Below are 13,530 nucleotides of genomic sequence, written 5' to 3'. Positions count from 1 at the left end.
CCCCGACCCCGCAGCCCACCCGCGTGTCCGCCGGACCCGTGCCCACCACCCCGCGCAAGGAGTCCCCGCTGGATGTGTTCGAGCAGGACGGCGGCAAGCGGCGCTGGCCGAAGGCGCTCGCGGTCGTGGGCGGGATCGTCGTCGTGCTCGCCGGCGCCTACGTCGCGGCGTCCTACGCGTACGCGGACAAGGTGCCGCGCGGCGCCAGCGTCGCGGGGGTCGACATCGGCGGGCTGTCGGCGGACGACGCGGTCGCGCGCCTGGACGCCGATCTCGCGTCGGCGACGGGCAAGCCCATCGCGGTCGTCGCGAACGACGTGACCGCGAACCTGGACCCGAAGAAGGCGGGCCTGTCGTTCGACGCGCAGGCGACGGTCGACCAGCTCACGGGCGTCGACCTCAAGGACCCCAGCCGGCTGTGGGACCACGTCGTGGGCGTCGACGAGGCGTCGGCGGTGACCAAGGTCGACGAGAAGGCGCTCGCCTCGGCGATGGACTCGCTCTCGTCGAGCCTCACGCAGGACCCGGTGGACGGCTCGGTGGTGTTCGTCGACGGCACCGCGCAGTCCACCGACGCGAAGGAGGGCTGGACGCTCGACGAGGCCGGCGCCGCGCAGGCGGTGCGCGACGACTGGCTCTCGGGGCAGCGCCCGCTCCCGCTGCCGACGACCACGTCGCAGCCCGCCATCACGCAGGAGGTCACCGACGCGGCGCTCGACACCGCGGAGAAGGTGGTGTCGGGGCCCGTGTCGGTGACGGTCGACGGCAAGCTCGCGGTGCTGGAGCCGAAGGACGTCGGCGCTGCTGCGTCGATGGTGCCCAAGAACGGGCAGCTGGTCCTGCAGCTCGACGGCGAGAAGCTCAGCAAGGACGTGCTGGACCAGCAGCCCGACCTGCTCACCAAGGCCGCCGACGCGTCGTTCGTGTTCAAGGACGACAAGCCGGTGATCAAGGAGGGCAAGGCCGGTACGAAGATCGACGCGGAGGGCCTCGCCACCGCGGTCGCCGCGGCCGCGCAGGCGGACCAGCGCGACGCGAAGGTCGAGCTCGTCGCGACCGATCCCGAGGACTCGACGGCGGCGCTGAAGAAGCTCGGCATCAAGGAGGTCGTCTCCGAGTTCTCGACGCCCCTGACGCCCGAGCCCATGCGCACGATCAACATCGCGAACGGCCTCAAGCACATCACCGGCACGCTCGTGCGCCCCGGCGAGACGTTCAGCCTGACGGAGGCGCTCGGCCCGGTGGACAAGGCTCATGGCTACGTCGACGCCGGCGCGATCGTGAGCGGCGAGCACGTCCAGGCGATCGGCGGCGGGCTGTCGCAGGTGTCGACCACGAGCTACAACGCCGGCTTCTTCGCGGGGTTCGAGGACATCACCCACCAGCCGCACAGCGAGTGGTTCTCCCGCTACCCGGAGGGTCGTGAGTCGACGATCTTCACGGGCGTGATCGACATGAAGTGGAAGAACAACACGCCGTACGGCGCTCTCGTGCAGGGCTGGGTCAAGGACGGCCGCGCGTACGTGCGCATCTGGGGCACCAAGTACTGGACGGTCAAGACGACGACGAGCCCGCGCTCGGGCGTCGTCGCGCCGACGACGGTCTACTCGCAGAGCAAGACGTGCACGCCCTCGCTGCCCGGCAACCCCGGGTTCTCGGTGACGGTGACGCGCAAGACGTATCTCGACGACGTGCTCAAGAAGACCGAGTCGAACTCGTGGCGCTACAAGCCGCAGAACCGTGTCATCTGCGGGGCGCCGCCGTCGGCCGACGACAAGAAGGACTCGGGTTCGGGGGGCGACGACTGATCGCAGCCCCGCCGGGGTGACGTCAGGGACCCCCGGCCCGAGGACGCGCGGGCCATCGCCGAGGCTCACGTGCGCGCCTGGCAGGTGGCGTACCCCGGGAAGCTGCTTCGCCGTCGACGAGGTCCGTTGCCGTCGCGCGGTCGGCGCGGTCCGACGTGCGCCGACGCAGGCTCAGCGAGCGCGGCGAGGTAGAGCGGGCGGGACCCGCTTCCACAGCACCACGTCGGCGCCGGGCACGTCCACGTCCGCGCGCCGGGTGCGGACGACGAGCCCGTCGTCGTCGATCGTCACCACCTCGCCGAGCACGTCCGTGTACGGGGGCTCGCCAGGGGCGGGGTCGTCGTCGCGTCGTCGTCGGACCACGACGCGCTCGCCGGGCCGCAGGGTGCGCCACGTCACGTCGCCCGTCATCGTGGACACCGGGTTCGCAGCGCTGGCATGTGCGGAATACTAGGAGCGACCCCAACCCCTGCGGAGGACCCTCGTGACCTACGTGATCGCCGAGCCTTGTGTGGACGTCAAGGACAAGGCGTGCATCGAGGAGTGTCCCGTGGACTGCATCTACGAGGGCAAGCGGTCGCTGTACATCCACCCCGACGAGTGCGTCGACTGCGGCGCCTGCGAGCCGGTTTGCCCCGTCGAGGCGATCTACTACGAGGACGACGTCCCGGACCAGTGGAGCCAGTACTACAAGGCGAACGTCGAGTTCTTCGACGACCTGGGCTCGCCGGGCGGCGCCGCGAAGATGGGTGAGATCGACAAGGACCACCCGATCATCGCGACGCTCCCGCTGCGCGTGCACGAAGACTGACGCGCGGGCGATGGGCCTGCTCACCGGCGCGCTGCCGGACTTCCCCTGGGACACGCTCACCCCGTACGCGCAGCGCGCGCGCAGCCACCCCGGTGGCATCGTCGACCTGTCGGTGGGCACGCCCGTCGACGCGACGCCGCAGCTGGTCCGCGACGCGCTGACCGCCGCCGCCGACTCGCCCGGCTACCCGCAGACGCACGGGACACCCGAGCTGCGGGACGCCGTGGTGCGCTGGTTCGCGCGGCGCCGCGGCGTGCGCGGGCTCGACCCGGCAGGCGTGCTGCCGACGGTGGGGTCCAAGGAGCTCGTCGCGTTCCTGCCGACCCTGCTCGGCCTGGGTGCTGGCGACGTGGTGCTGCACCCCCGGGCGGCGTACCCGACGTACGACGTGGGCGCGCGCCTCGCGGGGGCGAACCCCGAGCCGACCGACGACCCCGCGACGCGGCTCGCCGAGGGCGGCGTGCGGCTGGTGTGGCTCAACTCCCCGGGCAACCCGGACGGGTCCGTGCTCTCGGTGGAGAAGCTGCGTGCCGTCGTGGACGCCGCCCGCGCGGCGGCGGCCCGTGACGGGGTGCCCGTCGTGATCGCGTCCGACGAGTGCTACGCCGAGCTCGCGTGGGACGAGCCGTGGGCGAGCGGCGGCGTGCCGAGCCTGCTCGACCCCGCGGTGACCGGCGGCGACCTCACCGGGCTGCTCGCGGTCTACTCGCTGTCCAAGCAGTCGAACCTCGCGGGGTACCGGGCATCGTTCGTCGCGGGCGACCCCGCGCTCGTCGGGCGGCTGCTCGAGGTGCGCAAGCACGCGGGGATGATCGTGCCGGGTCCGGTGCAGGCGGCGACGGTCGCGGCGCTCGACGACGACGCGCACGTCGCCGAGCAGCGCGCGCGGTACGGGCGGCGCCGGGCGGTGCTGCGCTCGGCGCTCGAGGGCGCCGGGTACGTCGTCGACCGCTCGTCGGCCGGGCTGTACCTGTGGACGAGGCCCGAGCACGGTGCGCAGGACTCGTGGGCCACGGTCGCGGACCTCGCGGGTCTCGGGATCCTCGTCGCGCCCGGGGCGTTCTACGGCGACGACCTGCACGTCCGCATCGCGCTGACGGCACCCGACGAGCGGATCGCGGAAGCGGCGGCGCGCCTGTCCGGAGCCTGATCGCGGCATCTCGCCTGTCGGATGTGACGCGGATCACGCCCGGTTCGCGGAACGTGAAGATCCGGTGATTGGGCAAGCGGCGTGACGCGCAGGTACCGTCAGGCAGCGGTCGACGGCGCCCCGCGTCGAGGCCGACGTCTGCGACCCGACCGGCCGCGGCACAGCGATCAGAAACCCGGGCGCGGCGCACCAGGCCTCCCGGACCAGGGAGGTACGCATGACGACGACCGGCCGCACCACCGAGACCAGCGTCGAGCTGGTCGTCGACGGGACCTCGCGTGACCTGCCCGTCGTGCCTGCCACGGACGGCAACGACGGCGTCGTCGTCTCGACCCTGCTGCGCGACACGGGCCTCGTCACCGTGGACCCCGGGTTCATGAACACCGCGTCCTGCGAGTCGAAGATCACCTACATCGACGGCGACGCGGGCATCCTGCGCTACCGCGGGTACCCGATCGAGCAGCTCGCCGGCAAGGCGACGTTCCTCGAGGTCGCGTACCTGCTCATCAACGGCGAGCTCCCCAGCGCCGACGAGCTGAGCGCGTTCGAGGACCGGATCAACCGGCACACGCTCGTGCACGAGGACTTCCGCACGTTCATGGGGACGTTCCCGCGCACGGCCCACCCGATGGCGGTCATGTCGTCGGCGATCAACGCGCTGTCGACGTTCTACCCCGAGTCCCTCGACCCGTTCGACCCCGAGACGGTCGAGCTCGCGACGGTGCTGATCCTCGCCAAGACGCGGACGATCACCTCGTACGTGCACCGCTCGTCCAAGGGTGAGCCGCTGCTGTACCCGGACTACAGCCGCGGGTACGTCGAGGACTTCCTGCGCATGACGTTCGCGGTCCCGTACCAGCAGTACGAGCCCGACCCGGTCGTCGTCGACGCGCTCGACAAGCTCCTCGTGCTGCACGCGGACCACGAGCAGAACTGCTCGACGTCCACGGTGCGCATCGTCGGCTCGTCGCACGCCAACCTCTACGCGTCGGTCGCGGCCGGCATCAACGCGCTGTCCGGCCCGCTGCACGGCGGCGCCAACGAGGCCGTCCTCAAGATGCTCGACGAGATCAAGGCCAACGGCGGCGACGCGTCCGAGTTCATGACGCGCGTGAAGAACAAGGAGGCGGGTGTCCGCCTCATGGGCTTCGGCCACCGCGTCTACAAGAACTACGACCCGCGTGCGGCGATCGTCAAGGAGAGCGCCGACGCGGTGCTCGCGGCCCTCGGCAAGGACGACGAGCTGCTCGACATCGCGCGCGGCCTCGAGGACATCGCGCTCAACGACGAGTACTTCATCAGCCGCAAGCTGTACCCCAACGTCGACTTCTACACGGGCCTCATCTACAAGGCCATGGGATTCGACCCGGCGATGTTCACGCCGCTGTTCGCGCTCGGCCGGATGCCCGGCTGGATCGCGCAGTGGCGCGAGATGATGCAGGACCCGCAGACGAAGATCGGCCGCCCGCGCCAGGTCTACACGGGCGAGGTCGCACGCGACTACGTGGCCCGCGAGGAACGCTGACGCGACGCAGGTCGTCACCTCGCTCGAACGTGAAGCGTTCGTCGTCCCTCAGGCGACGAGCGCTTCACCGTTCTCGGGGGTAGGGCGTCGGGGGTCGGGAGCGCGCGTCAGCGGGCGAGCGTGAGGGTGACCCGACCCGGAGGTGCGGCGTGGCGGGCGTCATCGCCCTTCGTCGGGACCGGCTCCCACGTGGTCGACGAGCGGGTCCACAGCTGGTCGTCCACCTGGACCTCGTCGAGCGACAGCTCGTCGGCGTTCGCGACCGCCCACTGCCCGACGGCCCACCCCAGGCGGTCCGCGTCCTTCTTCGCCCCCAGCGGGCGTGCGTCGACGGTGACGGTCGTGGGCGCGTCGTCGGCGTCGGTGCTCCGCGCGACGGTCGTCGGCAGGCGGCCGAGGTCACGCGTGAGGCGCGCCTGCACCGCGACCGCGTCACCGGGCACCGTCGCATCCCGCAGCTCGCACCACAGCGCGGCGGTCGAGTACCCGGTGAGCGCCGAGGCCCACGCACGCGCGCGCGGCTCGTGCTGCGCGTACGCCTGGGGGTAGGCCGAGCGCTGCACCGCCTGCGCCGCGTCGGTGACCTCGAGCTTCTCGTACCCCGGCACCTTGACGAGGTGGTCGAAGAACTTCCCGGTCGAGTAGACGGGGTCCATGATCTGCTCGACCGTGCCCCACCCCTGCGACGGCCGCTGCTGGAACAGGCCGATCGAGTCGCGGTCGCCGTAGTCGATGTTGACCAGGCGGGACTCCTGCATCGCCGTGGCGATGCCGATCGTCGCCGCGCGTGCGGGCAGGCCGCGGCGCAGGGTCGTCGCAGCGACGAGCGCCGCGTTGGACGCCTGCTCGGGAGCGAGGGCGTAGCTCGCGCCGTCGTCGGACGCGTAGCAGCCTGGGCCTGGACGCGCGGGGTCGTGGAGCGGTCCAGCACGACGACCACGCCGGCGACGAGCGCCGCCAGGAGCAGCGTCACCACCGCGACACCGAGCAGCGCGCGCCGGGTGCGGCCGTGCCGGCGTGACCGGCTCGGCCGACGCGGCATCAGTTCGCGTGCAGCGCGGTGTTGAGCTGCACGCCCGCGCCGGTGCGGGCCACGGCCTCGACCCCGCCCGTGAGCGAGTTGCGTCGGAACAGCACGCCGTCGGCACCCGCGAGGTCGCGGGCCTTGACGACGCGCCCCTCGTCGTCTCCGCCGAAGCCCAGCAGCGTCACCTTGGTGCCCGCCGTGACGTACAGCCCGGCCTCGACCACGCAGTCGTCCCCGAGGGGGATGCCGAGCCCCGCGTTGGCCCCGAGCAACGTGCGCCGGCCGATCGACACCACCAGGCGCCCACCGCCGGACAGCGTGCCCATGATCGACGCGCCGCCACCGATGTCCGACCCGTCGCCCACGACGACACCGGCCGACACGCGACCTTCGATCATCGACGTGCCGAGCGTCCCGGCGTTGTAGTTGACGAAGCCCTCGTGCATCACGGTGGTGCCCGCCGCGAGGTGGGCGCCCAGGCGCACGCGGTCGGCGTCGGCGACGCGCACCCCGGTGGGGACGACGTAGTCGACCATGCGGGGGAACTTGTCGACGCCGAGGACCGTCGGGGCGACGCCCGTCGCGGCGCGCAGGCGTGCGCGCGTGGCCTCGAACCCCTCGACCGCGCACGGTCCGCGGTCGGTCCACACGACGTTCGGCAGCACGCCGAACAGGCCGTCGAGGCTCTGGCCGTGCGGTTCGACGACGCGGTGGGACAGCAGGTGCAGGCGCAGGTACGCGTCCGCGGTGTCCTGCGGCGGGGCGTCGAGGTCGATCACCGTGCGCACGACGACGACGCGAACGCCGCGTGCCTCGTCGGTGAGCGCTGCGGCCGCGAGCTCGGGCGGGACGGCGACGTCGTCGTCGGGGGCCCCGAGCGCGGGGGAGGGGTACCAGGCGTCGAGGGTGGTGCCGTCGAGGGTCACGGTCGACAGGCCGAACCCCCAGGCGGGACGTGAGGTCATGGCGCCAACCCTAGGCGAGAACCGGCGCGTCGGGAGCGCCCGATATGGTCGGCGCGTGGCACACCTGGACCTGACCGCCGACGTCGTCGACCTGACCCGCGCCGTGTGCGACGTGCGCTCCGAGAGCGGCGACGAGCGCGAGCTCGCCGACGCCGTCGAGGCGGCGCTGCGCGCGTACGACCACCTCGAGGTGCTGCGCGACGGCGACGCGGTCGTCGCGCGCACCCACGGCGGCAAGGCGTCCCGCGTGGTGATCGCGGGGCACCTCGACACCGTCCCGGTGGCGGACAACCTGCCGACGCGGCTCGAGGACGGCGTGGTGTGGGGGCGCGGCACGGTCGACATGAAGGCAGGCGTCGCGGTGCAGCTCGCGCTCGCGGCCGAGCTCGTCGACCCCGTGCGCGACGTGACGTGGGTGTTCTACGACCACGAGGAGGTCGCCGCCGACCTCAACGGCCTGGGGCGGATCGTGCGCGAGCACCCCGACTGGCTCGCGGGCGACCTCGCGATCCTCGGCGAGCCGACGAACGGCGGCATCGAGGGCGGCTGCAACGGGACGCTGCGGGTGCAGGTGGTGCTGCACGGCGTCGCGGCGCACTCGGCGCGGCCGTGGACGGGCCGCAACGCGGTGCACGCCGCGGGCGAGGTGCTGAGGCGGCTCGAGGCGTGGGAGCCGCGGACGGTCGACGTGGACGGGCTCGGGTACCTCGAGAGCCTCAACGCGGTGCTCGTCAGCGGTGGCACGGCGGGGAACGTCATCCCGGACAGGTGCGTCGTGACGGTCAACTACCGGTTCGCGCCGTCCGCCGACGTGGAGCAGGCCTCCGCGTACGTGCGCGAGGTCTTCGACGGGTACGACGTCGAGATCGTGGACGCCGCCCCCGGCGCGCGTCCGGGCCTCGACGCCCCCGCGGCGCGTGAGTTCGCCGAGGCGGTGCTCGCCGTCACGGGCGGCGCGCCCGCCCCGAAGCTGGGCTGGACCGATGTCGCGCGGTTCTCGGCGCTGGGCGTGCCAGCGGTGAACTTCGGCCCCGGAGACCCGCTGCTCGCGCACAAGGACGACGAGCGCTGCCCGGCGGACCAGATCCGCCAGGCCTACGTCGCGCTGCGCGCGTGGCTCACCGCGGCCTGACGGCCCGCTCGCAGCGCGGCACCCTAGAGTCGGCCCCATGAGCGACGACGGACAGCCGGCCCCCGGCCACGGCTACCGCAAGGGCCCCGTGCTGCTGCGCGGCGGCCAGATCCCCGCGACCACCTCCGACCAGCGGCTGCTCAGCCGCACCGAGGAGGCCGACTGGCTGCACGGCGACCCCTGGCGCGTCATGCGGATCCAGAGCGAGTTCGTCGAGGGCTTCGGCGCGCTCGCGGAGGTCGGGCCGGCGGTGAGCGTCTTCGGCTCGGCCCGCACCAAGCCCGACCACCCGGACTACGTGCTCGCGACGGAGGTCGGCGCTGGGCTCGTCGACGCCGGGTACGCCGTCATCACCGGTGGCGGCCCCGGGATCATGGAGGCGGCCAACCGCGGCGCCAAGGAGGCGGGCGGGGTCAGCGTGGGCCTCGGCATCGAGCTGCCGTTCGAGCAGGGCATGAACGACTACGTCGACCTCGGCGTGAACTTCCGCTACTTCTTCGCCCGCAAGACGATGTTCGTGAAGTACTCCGAGGGCTTCGTGGTGCTGCCCGGCGGCTTCGGCACGTTCGACGAGCTGTTCGAGGCCCTCACGCTCGTCCAGACGCACAAGGTCATCCAGTTCCCGATCGTGCTGCTCGGCCGTGACTACTGGCAGGGGCTGCTCGACTGGGTGAGCGGCCCGGTCGTCGATCGCGGGCTCATCTCGCCGCCCGACCGTGACCTTCTCAAGGTCGTCGACTCCGCGCAGGAGGCCGTCGAGATCGTCGTGGAGCGCGGCGCGCAGCTGCGCGCCGAGGAGGAGGCCGCGGTCCGCGCGACGGCGCACGCGCAGCAGGAGGCCGAGGAGGCGACCCCCGGCCCCGAGGCGCTGTGACGCTCGCGGGTGTGCCCGTCGCCGGTGCACCCCTGCGGCTGCGGGGCCGGACGCTCGACGGGCCGGTCGTGATGGCCGTGGTCAACCGCACCACGGACTCGTTCTACGCGCCCGCGCGCTACGACGAGGACGGCGCGCTCGAGGCGGTCGCACGCGCGGTCGACGAGGGCGCCGACCTCGTGGACCTGGGCGGCGTGCGCGCCGGGCGCGGGCCCGAGGTGACGACCGAGGACGAGATCGCGCGGGTCGTGCCGGTCGTCGCACGCGTGCGCGCGGCGTTCCCCGACGTGCTCGTGAGCGTCGACACGTGGCGTGCGCCGGTCGCGCGCGCAGCGGCCGACGAGGGGGCCGACCTGGTCAACGACACGTGGGCCGGCCACGACCCCGAGCTCGTGCACGTCGCCGCGGAGTGCGGCCTGGGCATCGTGTGCTCGCACACGGGCGGCGCTGTCCCGCGTACCGACCCGTTCCGCGTGTCCTACCCAGCGCTCCCGGGGCACGACCCGCTCGACGGCGTGCTGGACGACGTCGTCGCGACCGTCGGCGCAGCGGCCCGGCGCGCGGTCGCTCTCGGGATCGACCCCGCGAGCGTGCTCGTCGACCCCACGCACGACTTCGGCAAGAACACCTGGCACTCGCTGCACCTGACGCGGCGCACCGAGGCGCTCGTCGCACTCGGCTTCCCGGTGCTCATGGCGTTCTCGCGCAAGGACTTCGTGGGCGAGACGCTCGACCTCGAGGCCGACGAGCGGCTCGAGGGGACGCTCGCCGCGACGGCCGTCGCGGCGTGGCTCGGCGCTCGCGTGTTCCGTGCGCACGACGTGCGCGCCACGAGGCGGACGCTCGACATGGTCGCGTCGATCCGTGGTGAGCGGGCGCCTGCGCGTGCCGTTCGGGGGCTGGTGTGAGCGGGGACGCCTTCGCCGGGGACCCGGTCGTGCGGGAGTCGTCGGCCGCAGGGGCGCCCGAGACGAACGTGCCCGCGGCGACCGTGCCGGGGCCGACCGTGCCCGAGACGGCCGTGCGCCGGGCGCGCTGGGACCCGCGCGGGTGGCCGTGGTGGCTGCAGACGCTCGCGGTGTACGCGGGTGCGCGGCTGTTCTCGGCCGTGGCGCTCGTCGCGACCGCGCAGCACCAGGAGGCCAGCTACTGGGCGGGCGACCGCCCGTCGTACCTGCAGTTCACCGGGCTGTTCTGGGATGCCACCTGGTACCGGCAGATCGCCGAGCACGGATACCCCTCGACGCTCCCGCGGGACGCGAACGGCGACGTGCAGCAGAACGTGTGGGCGTTCTTCCCGCTGTTCCCCATGCTGGTGCGGGGGTTCATGCAGCTCACGGGCGGGCAGTGGTACCAGGTGGCCCCGCTGCTCGCGCTCGTGCTCGGCGGCGCCGCGATGCTCGTCGTCCACCGCGCGGTGGCCGAGGGTGCGCCGCGCGCGGTCGCCGCACGTCCGGGGCTGCCGCTCGCGACGGTCGCGCTCGTGAGCGTGTTCCCGACCGCCCCCGTCCTGCAGATCGGGTACACGGAGTCGCTCGCTCTCCTGCTGGTCGCCTCGGCGCTGCTGCTGCTGATCCGGCGCAGCTACCTGCTCGCGGGGGCGGTGATCCTCGCGCTCGGCTTCACGCGTGCGGTCGCGCTGCCGATGGCCGCGGTGATCCTGGTGCACGCTGCGGCGCGCTGGTGGCACGCGCGCCGCGGCGAGGACCGGCTGCGCGCGCGGGACTGGGGTGCGCTCGCGGGCCTTGCCGCGACGGCCGCCGTCTCGGGCGTCGCGTGGCCGCTGATCTGCGGGCGCGTGACCGGCGAGCGTGACGCGTACCTGCTCACGCAGGAGACGTGGCGTGGAGTGCGCGAGGTCGTGCCGTTCGGGTCGTGGGGGTACGTCTCGCGGTTCTGGTTCGGGGACCTCGCGCCGTGGGTGCTGCTCGCGTCGTTCGCCCTCGTCGTCGCCGTGCTCGTCGTCCCCGCCGCGTGGCGCCTGGGCCCCGAGCTGCACGCCTGGCCGGCCGCGTACCTGCTGTACATCGCGGGGGCCGTCGAGCCGAGCAGCAGCATCGCGCGGTTCCTGCTGCTCGCGTTCCCGCTCGGGGCGGTGACCGCGGGCGTCGTGACGAGGCCCGCACGCGCGCGGCGGCTCTGGTTCGCGCTCGTCGTCGTCGCGATGCTCGGCCTGCAGGTCGTGTGGGTGTGGGACATGTGGCGGCTGCAGGGGCCCACCGGCTGGCCGCCGTGACGTGTGCCGGTCGGTCCTCCGGGCCGAGCCGCCGGGCCGAGTGGACGGGACGAGCGAACGGGTCGGCCCCCGGTTCGGGACCGTGGTGTCGCAGGTGTGAACTAGACTGTGACGCGGACAACCGGCAGCTGGGCCGCTGGTGAGGCGGTCGTTGACCGCTCGCCGCCGGGCCCGCACCAGGCTCGCCGGGACGCACGAGCCGAAGGAGAGGCCCGCATGGCCGCGATGAAGCCGAGGACCGGCGACGGACCGCTCGAGGTGACCAAGGAGGGTCGCGGCATCGTCATGCGCGTCCCGCTCGAGGGCGGCGGACGGCTGGTGGTCGAGCTCAACGCGACCGAGGCCGCCGAGCTGGGCGAGGCGCTCACCTCCGTCGTCTCCTGACGGCCCCGGGCAGCCGCATGGCACGGACGGGTACCCGGTCGACCATCGGACGCACGCCGCCGGAGCTGTGGCCGTCGGGCGGCACGCTCGTGTCGACCGACCTGCTGGACGACGGCTCGGTCGACGCGATCGCCGTGCCGCTCGTGCCTGCGGTCGAGGGCGAGCACGGTGCGCAGCCCGGTGAGGGCGCGGCGGACGTGTCCGCGCTGTACGGGATCGACCTCGCCGAGATCGCTGACCGCGTCGGGCTGACGGGCGCGTCGGGGGAGTCGTACGTCCTGCAGCTGCCGCGCGCCGTCGGCTCTGCGGTGCAGCTCCCGTGGCAGGCGCTGCCGCCTCGCGTGGTGCTGCTGGGCCTCGGTGCCCGGTCGGCAGCCGACCTGCGGCACGCCGGCGCGGCGCTGGCACGCGCGTCGCGCGGTCTCGGGCGCGTGCTCACGACCGCGGGCGTGCAGGGCAGCCAGTCCGCGTCGCAGGCCGCGCAGGCTGCGCGTGCGTTCGCCGAGGGGTACCTGCTCGCGGCGTACCGCCCGCCCACGTCTGCCACCGGACCTGCGCCCGCACCGTCCGCGGAGCTGGTGCTCCTGGGGCGTGACGGCACGCGCGTCACCGCGGCGCTCGACGCCGCGCGGACGGCCGCCGCCGCGACGTGGCTCGTGCGCGACCTCACGACGACGCCGTCCAGCACCAAGACGCCCGCGTGGCTCGCCGACCAGGCGAAGCGGCTCGCGGCGCGACGCGGTCTCGAGACCCAGGTCCTGACCCCGCGCGAGCTCTCGGCGCAGGGCTTCGGCGGGATCCTCGCGGTCGGCGCCGGCTCGGCGTCCACGCCGCGGCTCGTCGTCGTCCGCTACACGCCCACCAACGCGTCCGGCAGGCACGTGGTGCTCGTCGGCAAGGGGATCACGTTCGACACCGGTGGCATCAGCATCAAGCCGCGCGAGTCGATGGTCACGATGAAGACGGACATGGCCGGTGCGGCCGTCGCGCTCGCGACCGTGCTCGCCGCGGCCGACTCCGGGCTCGCGCACGCCGTCACCGCGGTGCTGCCGCTCGCCGAGAACCACTTCGGGGCCTCGTCGTACCGCCCGGGCGACGTCCTGCGCGTGTACGGCGGCACGACCGTCGAGGTCGCGAACACCGACGCCGAGGGGCGGCTCGTCCTCGCCGACGCCCTCGCATGGGCCGACGCCACGCTCGAACCCGACGTCCTGGTCGACGTCGCGACGCTCACAGGCGCCGCTGCCGTCGGTCTCGGCAAGCAGCGCGGCGCGTTGTTCGGCACCGACGACGCCCTCGTCGCGGCGCTGGAACGTGCGGGCGAGGCCGTCGGCGAGCCGCTGTGGCGCCTGCCGCTCGTCGAGGACTACGCGGACGCCGTCCGTTCCGACGTCGCCGACCTGCGTCACGTCCCCGCCGACGCCGGCCTGGGTGCGGGTGCGATCACGGCGGCGCTGTTCCTGCGCGAGTTCGTGGGGTCGCGTCGCTGGGCGCACCTCGACATCGCCGGGCCCGCGCGCGCGACGTCCGACCGGCACGAGATCACCGAGGGCGCGACCGGGTTCGGGGCGCGCCTGCTGCTGCAGTACCTCGCCGACCTGCGCTGACCCACCTGCAC

13 protein-coding genes are annotated in these 13,530 nt (G+C 73.5%); 10 read left to right on the top strand and 3 right to left on the bottom strand.

All coding sequences use genetic code 11. From position 1 onward, the window contains the following. A partial coding sequence (locus tag AW16_RS0111620) for a VanW family protein (protein ID WP_231496034.1) occupies nt 1-1,808 on the top strand: 1,808 nt, incomplete at its 5' end. Between the two features lie 171 nt (nt 1,809-1,979). Here the strand turns inward: AW16_RS0111620 and AW16_RS0111615 are convergent. Then, a complete protein-coding gene (locus AW16_RS0111615) occupies nt 1,980-2,207 on the bottom strand; it encodes a hypothetical protein (protein WP_231496033.1) in 228 nt (75 codons plus the stop codon). 85 nt (nt 2,208-2,292) lie between these two features. On the opposite strand from AW16_RS0111615, the gene fdxA reads away from it, so the two are divergent. The 3 genes from fdxA (at nt 2,293) to AW16_RS0111600 (ending at nt 5,294) form a co-directional block, all read left to right on the top strand. After that, the gene (gene fdxA / locus AW16_RS0111610) at nt 2,293-2,619 is read left to right on the top strand and encodes a ferredoxin (protein WP_029290529.1); all 327 of its coding nucleotides are present in this window, start codon (nt 2,293-2,295) and stop codon (nt 2,617-2,619) included. 10 nt (nt 2,620-2,629) lie between these two features. After that, nucleotides 2,630-3,769, top strand: a complete 1,140-nt coding sequence (gene dapC / locus AW16_RS0111605; RefSeq protein ID WP_029290528.1) for a succinyldiaminopimelate transaminase — start codon at nt 2,630-2,632, stop codon at nt 3,767-3,769. A gap of 217 nt (nt 3,770-3,986) precedes the next feature. After that, nucleotides 3,987-5,294 (top strand): citrate synthase, encoded by a 1,308-nt coding sequence (locus AW16_RS0111600; RefSeq protein ID WP_081861623.1) that lies wholly within the window; start codon nt 3,987-3,989, stop codon nt 5,292-5,294. Between the two features lie 107 nt (nt 5,295-5,401). On the opposite strand, the gene AW16_RS17160 is transcribed toward AW16_RS0111600, so the two are convergent. After that, entirely contained in the window at nt 5,402-6,052 is a 651-nt protein-coding gene (locus tag AW16_RS17160) for a hypothetical protein (RefSeq protein ID WP_156044148.1), read from the bottom strand. A gap of 283 nt (nt 6,053-6,335) precedes the next feature. Then, nucleotides 6,336-7,286 carry a 2,3,4,5-tetrahydropyridine-2,6-dicarboxylate N-succinyltransferase gene (gene dapD, locus AW16_RS0111590; protein WP_029290524.1) on the bottom strand — a complete coding sequence of 317 codons (951 nt, stop codon included), beginning with the start codon at nt 7,284-7,286 and terminating at the stop codon, nt 6,336-6,338. A 55-nt stretch (nt 7,287-7,341) separates the two neighbouring features. Between dapD and dapE the strand changes: the two genes are divergently transcribed. The 6 genes from dapE (at nt 7,342) to AW16_RS0111560 (ending at nt 13,519) form a co-directional block, all read left to right on the top strand. Further along, nucleotides 7,342-8,418, top strand: a complete 1,077-nt coding sequence (gene dapE, locus AW16_RS0111585; RefSeq protein WP_029290522.1) for a succinyl-diaminopimelate desuccinylase — start codon at nt 7,342-7,344, stop codon at nt 8,416-8,418. 37 nt (nt 8,419-8,455) lie between these two features. Further along, a complete protein-coding gene (locus tag AW16_RS0111580) occupies nt 8,456-9,292 on the top strand; it encodes a TIGR00730 family Rossman fold protein (RefSeq protein WP_029290520.1) in 837 nt (278 codons plus the stop codon). An 11-nt stretch (nt 9,293-9,303) separates the two neighbouring features. After that, nucleotides 9,304-10,200, top strand: coding sequence for a dihydropteroate synthase (gene folP, locus AW16_RS0111575; RefSeq protein WP_369794787.1), 897 nt, complete (start codon nt 9,304-9,306; stop codon nt 10,198-10,200). Further along, nucleotides 10,197-11,528, top strand: a complete 1,332-nt coding sequence (locus tag AW16_RS0111570) for a hypothetical protein (RefSeq protein WP_231496032.1) — start codon at nt 10,197-10,199, stop codon at nt 11,526-11,528. The genes folP and AW16_RS0111570 overlap by 4 nt, the downstream gene beginning before the upstream one ends. Nucleotides 11,529-11,744: 216 nt before the next feature. After that, nucleotides 11,745-11,912 (top strand): DUF3117 domain-containing protein, encoded by a 168-nt coding sequence (locus tag AW16_RS18145; RefSeq protein WP_013772033.1) that lies wholly within the window; start codon nt 11,745-11,747, stop codon nt 11,910-11,912. Between the two features lie 17 nt (nt 11,913-11,929). Continuing rightward, the gene (locus AW16_RS0111560; protein WP_029290514.1) at nt 11,930-13,519 is read left to right on the top strand and encodes a M17 family metallopeptidase; all 1,590 of its coding nucleotides are present in this window, start codon (nt 11,930-11,932) and stop codon (nt 13,517-13,519) included. The last annotated feature ends 11 nt before the right edge of the window (nt 13,520-13,530 follow it).

It is taken from the genome of Cellulomonas sp. HZM, assembly GCF_000708885.1.
Lineage (GTDB): Bacteria > Actinomycetota > Actinomycetes > Actinomycetales > Cellulomonadaceae > Cellulomonas.
The sequence above is the reverse complement of the archived record's forward strand: the minus strand, read 5'-3'. Positions and strand labels throughout refer to the sequence as shown.

Excerpts from the sequence above, each read along its gene's own strand:
- AW16_RS0111560 (WP_029290514.1), top strand. The coding sequence starts at position 11,930 with ATGGCACGGACGGGTACCCGGTCGACCATCGGACGCACGCCGCCGGAG.
- AW16_RS0111600 (WP_081861623.1), top strand. The coding sequence starts at position 3,987 with ATGACGACGACCGGCCGCACCACCGAGACCAGCGTCGAGCTGGTCGTC.
- AW16_RS18145 (WP_013772033.1), top strand. The coding sequence starts at position 11,745 with ATGGCCGCGATGAAGCCGAGGACCGGCGACGGACCGCTCGAGGTGACC.
- AW16_RS0111580 (WP_029290520.1), top strand. The coding sequence starts at position 8,456 with ATGAGCGACGACGGACAGCCGGCCCCCGGCCACGGCTACCGCAAGGGC.
- dapC (WP_029290528.1), top strand. The coding sequence starts at position 2,630 with ATGGGCCTGCTCACCGGCGCGCTGCCGGACTTCCCCTGGGACACGCTC.
- dapD (WP_029290524.1), bottom strand. The coding sequence starts at position 7,286 with ATGACCTCACGTCCCGCCTGGGGGTTCGGCCTGTCGACCGTGACCCTC.
- AW16_RS17160 (WP_156044148.1), bottom strand. The coding sequence starts at position 6,052 with ATGCAGGAGTCCCGCCTGGTCAACATCGACTACGGCGACCGCGACTCG.